Genomic DNA, 8,788 nt, shown 5'->3' with positions numbered 1-8,788 from the left:
GTCGTGAAGTGGGTGGGTACTGATGGCTGCGGGTCAGAGAGCGGCTGACCCGCAGCGGTCCTGCCGGTGTTCCGTACTGCTGGTGTGCGGTCCTGCTGGGTGTGTTCGGTACCGCCGGGGCTGGGGCCTGCTCGGCTCAGTGCATGACCGCCATGGCCAGCGCACGCCGGGCACGCATCGAGGCGCGCTCGGCGCGGCGCTGCATCCGCCGCGCGTTGACCAGGCGCACGGCCTGGCGTTCCGCGTCGGCTTCCCGCAGGCGGTCGTGCATATGAGCACGAGCCAGGGCTTCTGGGATGAGTTGCATCTCACGGGTCCTGTTCTGACGCGAGTCGTTCGCGCCGATGATGGTGACGTCCGGTGTCGCGGAGCCGACGGGCTCCCTCGTGGGGATGGTCATGGGGTCCTGGTTTCGCGGGTCGTGGGTCTGGGGACGGTCGATGGTTCCGATGCGCTTCATGGGCTTGGGGGCCGCAACCCCCAGGTCGGCGATCACGCCGCGACCGGGTTCTTGCGCGGACGGCCACGCGGACGCTTGCGAGCAACGACGACGCCCTGGATGAAGAGCTCGCCACCCCAGACACCCCACGGCTCGCGGCGCTCCTTGGCACCGGCGAGGCAGGCCTCGACGAGCGGACAGGTGCGGCAGAGGGACTTGGCGTACTCGACGTCGGCCGGGGACTCGGCGAAGAAGACCTCCGGGTCGTAGGCGCGGCAGGGGACGGGGACGCCGAGGTTCTCGATGGCGTCGTCGAGCGCGGTGAGCGCAGTGAGCGGGGTCAAGGTGGAGTCCTCCGTGAGGCCGGGCGGGGGGATCGTGTCGGAAGGCGGTACGGACGGGGCGTGCGCTTCGAGTTGCACGGTGGTGGTGTCCTCGTCTGGTCGTTTCCGGCCTGTTGGCCGGGGGGCGGCTGGTACCAGGTGTTGCTTTGTCCCGAGGCTCCTTCGCGCTGTCTCGTCCGTTTGGACAAAACAAAAGGGCCGCGGATCCCGAGTGGGGTTCCGCGGCCCTGAAGGCGCCGGCCTGATCGTCGATCAGGCTGGATCTCTCCAGGGTTCAGGCCCACGGAAGGCCCACATCGTGTGGTGGTGCGTCGTCTGCTTCTTGGCTCCGGCTTCCGCTCCCGCACCGACGGCCGCAAAGGCATAGGCCTGGGCCTGTCCCTTCGCTACTGCTGCTGCCGGTGCCTGGGTCGGTCGCTCATTGCGCTCCCGCACGGGAAGGCTTGCCGGGGACAGCGGGCTGACGGCGGAGATGCCGGACATACCGGTGCCACGCAGCGAAGACTTCGAAGAGCAGGCGAGGCCGAGCGAGCAGGCGGAGACGACCGAGAGATCGGTCATTTTGTTGGTCTCGATGATGCTGATCACTTCAATCGCCTCCTCTCGGCGTCTCGGGGGACCGGCGGGCCGGTCCTGCGTATTCGGATAAGTACAGCACAGGATCAGGGCTTCAGAGAAGTCGCTGTTCCCGTGGTTAAGAACCTATGGTGACGACTGGTGCGGGCGCAAACTATTTTTTCGACGAGTTTTTCTCACACCTCCTCGTCGGCCTCCGCGGGCTCCTCCATCCCGTCCCCACCTGCGCAGATGTCCAGCACCGCGGCGCCGAACCGGCCCAGCTTCCGCGCGCCGACCCCGGAGATCCCGGCCAGTTCGCCCTCGCTGCCCGGCACCGCCTCCGCGATGGCCATCAGCGTCTTGTCGGTGAACACGCAGTAGGCGGGCTGGCTGATCTCCTGCGCCCGCGCCGCACGCCAGTCGCGCAGCCGCTCGTACAGCGCCTCGTCCATGTCCGACGGGCAGTCGTCGCAGCGCATCAGCTTCATCTCACCGGCGTCGGTGAGGGTCTTGCCGCACACCCTGCACAGTGCGGGTCCGCGCCGCTTGCGCCGGACCGCCGCCGGGCGCTCGATGCCGCCGCTGCCGCCCGCCGCGCTCCGGCCGCCCGGTGCCGCCGAGCCGGGGCGCAGGCCGTTCAGGAAACGGCTCGGGCGGCGGCCGGCCCGGCCGCCGGGCGAGCGGGCCAGCGACCACGACAGCGAGAGGTGGAAGCGGGCCCGGGTGACACCGACGTACAGCAGCCGGCGCTCCTCCTCGACCTGCTCGTCCGTCTTGGCGTAGGTGATCGGCATCATGCCCTCGGTCAGGCCGACCAGGAACGCCGCGTCCCACTCCAGGCCCTTTGCCGAGTGCAGCGAGGCCAGCGTGACCCCCTGGACCGTGGGGGCGTGCTGGGCCGCGGCCCGCTCGTCCAGTTCCGCGACCAGGTCGGAGAGGGTCGCGCCCGGCCTGGCCTGTTCGAAGTCCTCGGCGAGCCTGACGAGTGCGGCGAGCGACTCCCAGCGGTCGCGCACCGCCCCGGACCCGGCGGGCGGCTCGCTCCGCCAGCCCTTGGTGGAGAGCACGGCGCGGACCTCGGCGGGCAGCCCCTCCGCATCGTCCAGCAGGGAGTCGTTGCCCCCGGCTCGGGCGGCGCCGCGCAGTGCGACGCCCGCTTCCCGTACCTCGGCGCGCTCGAAGAACCGCTCCGCTCCCCTCAGCTGGTACGGCACGCCCGCATCGGCCAGGGCCTGCTCGTAGACCTCGGACTGGGAGTTGACCCGGTAGAGCACGGCGATCTCGCCCGCCGGGACGCCCGCGGCGATCAGGTCACGGATGCGGTGTGCGGTGCCCTCCGCCTCGGCGGGTTCGTCCGCGTACTCCGTGTAGGCGGGCTCGGGACCGCGCTCGCGCTGCGAGACCAGTTCGAGCCGGTGCTCGGCGGCCCTGCCCCGGGCCTGGGCAAGCAGCCCGTTGGCCAGGTGGACCACCTGGGGCGTGGAGCGGTAGTCCCGGACGAGTTTGACGACCGTGGCCCGGGGGTGCCTGGTGCGGAAGTTCAGCAGGTGGTCGGGGGTGGCTCCGGTGAAGGAGTAGATCGTCTGGCTGGCGTCGCCGACGACGCAGAGGTTGTCCCGGTCACCCAGCCAGAGGTCGAGCAGCCGCTGCTGGAGCGGGCTGACGTCCTGGTACTCGTCGACGACGAAGTGCTGGTACTGGCTGCGCACGTGGTCGGCGATGTCGTGCCGGTCCTGGAGGATGCCGACGGTGAGCAGCAGCACGTCCTCGAAGTCCATGACCGTGCGGTCCCGCTTCAGCTGCTCGTACATCGCGTAGACCTGGGAGATCTCGGCAGGGTCGCGCGGGGCGTCCCGCTGCGACTTGGCGACGACGGCCGGGTAGTCGGCGGGCACGGTCTGGGTGACCTTGGCCCACTCGATCTCGCTGGTGACATCGCGGAGCTCGTTGCGGTCGAGCCGGATGCCGCAGCGGGCCGCCGCCTCGGCCACCAGCTGGACCTTGCGCTCCAGCAGCCGGGGCAGATCGCCACCGACGGCTTTCGGCCAGAAGTACTGGAGCTGGCGCAGGGCCGCGGAGTGGAAGGTCCGCGCCTGCACCCCGCCGGCCCCGAGCTGGCGCAGCCGCCCCCGCATCTCGCCGGCGGCGCGGTTGGTGAAGGTGACAGCAAGCACACTCGTCGGCTGGAGTATCCCCGCGCGGACCCCGTAGGCGATGCGGTGCGTGATGGCCCGCGTCTTGCCCGTACCGGCTCCGGCCAGCACGCACACCGGGCCCTGCAGGGCCACGGCGACCTCGCGCTGCTCGGGGTCGAGCCCGTCGAGGACGGCGTCGGCGGAGTCGGGGACCTGAGGGAAGAGGGTGGAATGCGTTGCTGATGTCACCCCGCCATGCTGCCAGGTCGAAAGGGGCGGGCGTGGAAGTTGTCCACAGGGGTGCCGCATCCGTCGTACTAATCGGGACCGGCGTCGGGAATGGGCGCCAGGTCACGCGCGTTCACCTTGCGTGCGGCAACGCACGTCCCGGCTTCTCCGATGCCGAATCCGTAGGCCGAATCCGTAGGCCGGATGTGATGAGCTCGGCGGAGGAGACCGAGCCGGGATGTGACGGGATTGCCGGGACCGAAGAGACAGAGGAGCGCCAAGACATGCCGGGCACTGTGACGATGTACAGCACCACGTGGTGCGGATACTGCCGTCGGCTCAAGGGCCAGATGGACCGCGAGGGCATCGCGTACACCGAGATCAACATCGAGCACGACCCGGAGTCCGCGGCCTTCGTCGAGAAGGCGAACGGCGGGAACCAGACGGTCCCGACGGTTCTGGTGGCTCCCTCCAGCGGTGGCGACGACGTCGTCATGACGAACCCGAGCCTTGCCCAGGTGAAGCAGGCGCTGGGCGTCTGACACCCAGGGCACCGGGCGTCCGCCCCCTGTGACGCACCCGCCCCCCGAACGGCCCGGCGCCGCATCGGGGGTCTTTGCATGTCCGCCTGTACGAGGCCGGTTTGGGGGTAGCGTGACCGGTGTGGCGACCGAGGGCGAGGCCGACGGCGCGCTGGTCGGCGGCATGGCGAACGCGGGCGCCGTCTTCCGCCGGGGTGCGTTGGTGGAACGACCGGCGCCGCGCCACGCACCCGGCCTCCATGCCCACCTCCTCGCGCTGAAGGAGCACGGCTTCGACGCTGCTCCGACTCCCGTCGGCCTCACCGCTGGCGGGCGTGAGCAGCTGACCTTCGTCCCTGGTGATGTGGCTCTGCCACCGTTCCCGGGCTGGGTGCTGACGACGACCGCCCTCGAATCGGTGGGGCGCCTGTTGCGCCGCCTGCATGAGGCGAGCGAGGACATCGGGGCCGGTACGGACGTCGAATGGCCCCAGGATCTCGCCGACCCGGCGGGAGGAACGATGGTGTGCCACAACGATGTGTGTCCGGAGAACGTGGTCTTCCGCGACGGTCGAGCCGCCGCCCTCATCGATTTCGACCTGGCGGCTCCGGGCCGTCCTCTCTGGGACCTCGCCATGACGGCCCGCTACTGGGTGCCCATGCTCGACCCGCTGTCCGCGGCACCCCTGTACCCCGGCGGCCCGGATGTGTCCGCACGGCTGCGGATCCTCGCCGACGGCTACGGTCTCCCGCCGGGCGAGCGTGCCGGACTGCCCGGTGTCATCGAACAGGCCACGGAGACCTGTCGGGCCTTCGTCACCCGTCGCGTGGCCGACGGTGATCCCGTCTACCTGCAAGCGCTGGCCGAGCGTGGTGGATGGAAGCGCTGGGACCGCATGCAGGCCTGGCTGGCCGCCCACCGCGAGACGTTCACGGTCGCCCTGCTGGACTGACGTCCTCGGGCCGCGGCCGCCCCACCCCGTGGAAACGCGCCATGGAAAAGCGCCTGGAAACGCACCGTCGAAACGCACTGTCGAAACGCACCGCAGAAGCGCCGGCACGCCCGCCCGACCGACCGGGTCAGCTCAGGCCGAGCTGCCGGGACGCCGCCGTCACCGTCTGTTCGAGGAGGACGGCGATGGTCATGGGACCGACACCGCCCGGAACGGGAGTGATCAGGCTCGCGCGCTCGGAAGCGGTCGCGAAATCGACGTCACCGACGTTGCCCTCGTTGTAGCCCGCGTCGATCACCACGGCGCCCGGCCTGATGTCCGCGCCCGTGATGAAGCGCGGCCGGCCCACCGCGGCCACCAGGACGTCCGCCTGCCGCACGAGGGAGGAGAGGTCGGCGGTGTACGAGTGGCAGTACGTCACCGTGGCGTTGCGGCCCAGCAGCAGCATTCCGGCGGGCTTGCCCAGGATGGCACTGCGGCCCACCACCACCGCGTGCTTGCCCGCGAGGCCGACCTCGTACGCGTCGAGCAGCCGCATGATCCCGCCGGGGGTGCAGGAGACGAATCCCGGCAGGCCGAAGCCCATCGCGGCGAAGGAGTGCATGGTGACGCCGTCGACGTCCTTCTCCGGGGCGATCGCCTCGAAGGCGGCCCGCTCGTCGACCCCCGGGCCCATCGGGTGCTGGAGCAGGATGCCGTGCACTCCCGGGTCCTGCGAGAGGGCGGTGACGGCGGCGACGACGTCCTGGGTGGTGGATTCGGCCGGAAGGGCCACGTGCCGGGACTCGATGCCGGCGCGGGCGCAGCGGTTGCGCTTCATCCTGACGTACGTCACCGAGGACGGGTCCTCGCCGACCAGGACGGTGGCGAGACAGGGCGCCGTCCCGGTGCGCAGCCGGATCTCCTCGGCCGCGGCGGTGGTCTCCTCGACGCTCCGGCGCGCGAGGCCCGCGCCGTCCATCAACTGAGCCGTGCTGGTCGGGTTCATGTGGTGCTCCTGGGCGCGTGGGCGATCACGTCGGCCACTGGGGCCGCGGGGATCGCGGGTTCGTGGTCGGTCGCCCAGGCGCACGGCTTCGGCAGTCTCCATGGACTGCCGGTGTTCTCTGCGGCCGCTCCCCGGTGGTGCTCCACCTCAGCGCCAGTCACGGCCCGCGTCCACTGTAGAGCGGCGGGAGCGGGGGCCTGCGGCCGCACTCCCCCGCTCGCGTCCGTACGCCGGTGTCAGCCGGCGCTGCGCGGCCTCGGCAGCGGCTTCCCGTACCAGATCTCGATCAGCCGGGCCGCGATCGAGATGCCGAACGGGGGCAGGACCTCGCCCGACTCGAAGGCGGCGGTCAGCTCCTCGCGGGAGAACCAGCGCGCCTCCTCGATCTCCTCGCCGTCCACGTTGATCTCGTACGTCGTGGCCCGGGCCATGAAACCGAGCATCAGGCTCGACGGGAAGGGCCAGGGCTGGCTGGCGACGTAGTCGACCTCGCCGACCGTGATGCCCGCTTCCTCGAAGACCTCGCGCGCCACGGACTGTTCGATCGATTCGCCCGGCTCGACGAAACCGGCCAGGGTGGAGAAGCGGCCCTCGGGCCAGTGCACCTGGCGGCCGAGCAGGGCGCGGTCCTGGTCGTCGGTGACCAGCATGATGACGGCCGGGTCGGTGCGCGGGTAGTGCTCCGCGCCGCAGGCCTGGCAGCGGCGGATGTGGCCCGCCGCCGCGATGACCGTGCGTTCGCCGCAGCGCGAGCAGAAACGGTGCAGCCGCTGCCAGTTCTCCAGCGCCACGGCGTGCACCATCAGGCCGGCGTCACGGGCGCCGAGGAGCAGGCCCGCCTCACGCAGGCCCGCGGGGCGCGCCGACTGGTCCATGCGGCCCGGCAGCGAGTCCTTCTGGAGCGCGAAGTAGCTGACGCCTTCCTCGTCGGTGCCGAGGAAGTAGCGGTGGGTCTCGGTGACGGGCGCCTCGAAGGCGGGGGTCATCACGAGTTCGGTGCCGTCGGCGGTGTCGTCGATCAGCACCTGCCCGCCGGAGACGACGAAGACCCGGGTCGTCGGGTGGCTCCACGCGGCGGACAGCCATGCCTCGTCGAGGCGGTGGTGCGCCGCGCGGTCGATGCCGCTGGGCGCGGTCAGACCGATGGGCCGGTCTGTGATGGCGTTGTCGAAGGTGCTCACAGGTGCTTCCTACTCCCCCGGGATGGATCGGGTGTTCAGAGGATTCAGCGGAGTGCGGCTGCCAGTTCGCCCCAGAGATGGGCGCTGGTTTCGACGCCCTTGAACAGCAGGTCGAGTTCGACCTTCTCGTTGGGGGCGTGCCAGCCGTCGGACGGTACGGAGATGCCCAGGAAGAGGACGGGGGCGCCGAGCACGTCCTGCAGATCGGCGGCGGGTCCCGAGCCTCCTTCCCGGGTGAAGTTGATCTTCTGGCCGAACGCCCGTCCCATGGCACGGGCGACGGCCTGCAGGGCGGGGTGGTCCAGCGGGGTGAGGCAGGGGCGGGTGGCGGGGAGGAAGGTGATCCGGTGGCGGATCCCGGCCGGGATCCGCTCCTCGGCCCAGGCCTGCACGGCCTTCTGGACACGGTCCGGCTGCTGTCCCGCGACCAGGCGGAAGCTGAGCTTCACCCGTGCCGAGGACGGGATGATCGTCTTGCTTCCGGCGCCCTGGTAGCCGCCGCCGATGCCGTTGACCTCGGCGGTCGGGCGGGCCCAGATCCGCTCCAGCGTGGAGTAGCCGGCCTCTCCGGACGCCGCCTGCGACTTGGCGGTACGCAGCCAGGTGGCCTCGTCGAACGGCAGCTCGGCGAAGAGTGCGCGTGCGGTGTCGGTGAGTTCGGCCACGTCGTCGTAGAAACCGGGGACCGCGACCCGGCCGTCCTCGTCGTGGAGCGCCGCGACGAGCCGGGCGACGGCGGTGGCCGGATTGGGGACCGCGCCGCCGAACGATCCGGAGTGGATGTCCTGGCCGGGGCCGTGCAGCTCGATCTCGCACTCGGCGAGGCCGCGCATGCCGGTGCAGACGGTCGGGGTCGACTCGTCCCACATGCCGGTGTCGGAGACGATCACGGCGTCGGCGGCGAGGCGCACCGCCTCCTGCTCGACCAGGGCTCGGAAATGCGGCGAACCGGACTCCTCCTCGCCCTCGACGATGAGCTTGAGGTGCACGGCGGGCGTGGTGCGGCCGGTGGTGGCCAGGTGCGCCCGGACGCCGAGGGTGTGGAAGAACACCTGCCCCTTGTCGTCGGCCGCTCCGCGCCCGTACATCCGGCCGTCCCTGATCTCCGGCTCGAACGGGTCGGTGTCCCAGCCGTCCTCGCGGGCGGCCGGCTGCACGTCGTGGTGTCCGTACACCAGAACCGTCGGAGCGTCCGGGTCGTCGGACGGCCACTCGCCGAACACCGCGGGCGCCCCCGCCGTCTCCCAGACCTCGGCGACCGGGAAGCCGGTCTCCGTCAGCTTGCCGGACAGCCAGTCGGCACTGCGCCGTACGTCCCCGTCGTGCTCCGGCTGAGCGGATACGGACGGGATGCGCAGCCACTCGGCGAGGTCGTCGAGGAAGGCTGTGCGGTGCTGCTCGGCGTACGTGTGGACGGCGCTGTCCGGGGTGTCACTCATGAC

General features: G+C 71.1%; 9 protein-coding genes and 1 riboswitch. Of the genes, 2 read left to right on the top strand and 7 right to left on the bottom strand.

Annotation, left to right across the window (positions count from 1 at the left end; translation table 11 throughout):
• Positions 1-136: 136 nt before the first annotated feature.
• From ACFVW8_RS27370 to ACFVW8_RS27355, 4 genes are all read right to left on the bottom strand, one after another.
• A complete protein-coding gene (locus ACFVW8_RS27370; RefSeq protein ID WP_389694480.1) occupies positions 137-460 on the bottom strand; it encodes a hypothetical protein in 324 nt (107 codons plus the stop codon).
• 32 nt (positions 461-492) lie between these two features.
• Positions 493-861 (bottom strand): WhiB family transcriptional regulator, encoded by a 369-nt coding sequence (locus tag ACFVW8_RS27365; protein WP_389694471.1) that lies wholly within the window; start codon positions 859-861, stop codon positions 493-495.
• 174 nt (positions 862-1,035) lie between these two features.
• Complete coding sequence (locus ACFVW8_RS27360; protein WP_389694469.1) at positions 1,036-1,371, bottom strand: hypothetical protein; 336 nt, start codon at positions 1,369-1,371, stop codon at positions 1,036-1,038.
• Positions 1,372-1,535: 164 nt separating this feature from the next.
• Positions 1,536-3,725 carry an ATP-dependent DNA helicase UvrD2 gene (locus tag ACFVW8_RS27355; RefSeq protein WP_389694467.1) on the bottom strand — a complete coding sequence of 730 codons (2,190 nt, stop codon included), beginning with the start codon at positions 3,723-3,725 and terminating at the stop codon, positions 1,536-1,538.
• Between the two features lie 263 nt (positions 3,726-3,988).
• On the opposite strand from ACFVW8_RS27355, the gene ACFVW8_RS27350 reads away from it, so the two are divergent.
• Together ACFVW8_RS27350 and ACFVW8_RS27345 are read left to right on the top strand one after the other, a co-directional pair.
• On the top strand, positions 3,989-4,246 hold the full coding sequence (locus ACFVW8_RS27350) for a mycoredoxin (RefSeq protein WP_389694465.1): 258 nt from the start codon (positions 3,989-3,991) through the stop codon (positions 4,244-4,246).
• A 163-nt stretch (positions 4,247-4,409) separates the two neighbouring features.
• Complete coding sequence (locus ACFVW8_RS27345; protein ID WP_389694478.1) at positions 4,410-5,177, top strand: phosphotransferase; 768 nt, start codon at positions 4,410-4,412, stop codon at positions 5,175-5,177.
• A 127-nt stretch (positions 5,178-5,304) separates the two neighbouring features.
• On the opposite strand, the gene ACFVW8_RS27340 is transcribed toward ACFVW8_RS27345, so the two are convergent.
• The 3 genes from ACFVW8_RS27340 to ACFVW8_RS27330 all read right to left on the bottom strand — a co-directional run bounded on the left by ACFVW8_RS27340 (position 5,305) and on the right by ACFVW8_RS27330 (position 8,785).
• Positions 5,305-6,165 (bottom strand): bifunctional 5,10-methylenetetrahydrofolate dehydrogenase/5,10-methenyltetrahydrofolate cyclohydrolase, encoded by an 861-nt coding sequence (locus tag ACFVW8_RS27340; RefSeq protein ID WP_389694463.1) that lies wholly within the window; start codon positions 6,163-6,165, stop codon positions 5,305-5,307.
• Positions 6,166-6,230: 65 nt separating this feature from the next.
• Positions 6,231-6,336, bottom strand: a riboswitch (ZMP/ZTP riboswitch).
• Between the two features lie 65 nt (positions 6,337-6,401).
• Positions 6,402-7,346, bottom strand: a complete 945-nt coding sequence (gene nudC, locus ACFVW8_RS27335) for an NAD(+) diphosphatase (protein ID WP_389694461.1) — start codon at positions 7,344-7,346, stop codon at positions 6,402-6,404.
• A gap of 44 nt (positions 7,347-7,390) precedes the next feature.
• Positions 7,391-8,785, bottom strand: a complete 1,395-nt coding sequence (locus tag ACFVW8_RS27330; RefSeq protein WP_389694459.1) for a dipeptidase — start codon at positions 8,783-8,785, stop codon at positions 7,391-7,393.
• Positions 8,786-8,788: the final 3 nt, after the last annotated feature.

This window comes from Streptomyces sp. NPDC058221 (genome assembly GCF_042882365.1).
GTDB lineage: Bacteria > Actinomycetota > Actinomycetes > Streptomycetales > Streptomycetaceae > Streptomyces.
Note: the sequence above shows the minus strand (reverse complement) of the source record. Positions and strands in the feature narration are given on the sequence as shown.

Coding starts and splice junctions, on each gene's coding strand:
- ACFVW8_RS27370 (WP_389694480.1), bottom strand. CDS start 460: ATGAAGCGCATCGGAACCATCGACCGTCCCCAGACCCACGACCCGCGA.
- ACFVW8_RS27350 (WP_389694465.1), top strand. CDS start 3,989: ATGCCGGGCACTGTGACGATGTACAGCACCACGTGGTGCGGATACTGC.
- ACFVW8_RS27345 (WP_389694478.1), top strand. CDS start 4,410: ATGGCGAACGCGGGCGCCGTCTTCCGCCGGGGTGCGTTGGTGGAACGA.
- ACFVW8_RS27340 (WP_389694463.1), bottom strand. CDS start 6,165: ATGAACCCGACCAGCACGGCTCAGTTGATGGACGGCGCGGGCCTCGCG.
- ACFVW8_RS27330 (WP_389694459.1), bottom strand. CDS start 8,785: ATGAGTGACACCCCGGACAGCGCCGTCCACACGTACGCCGAGCAGCAC.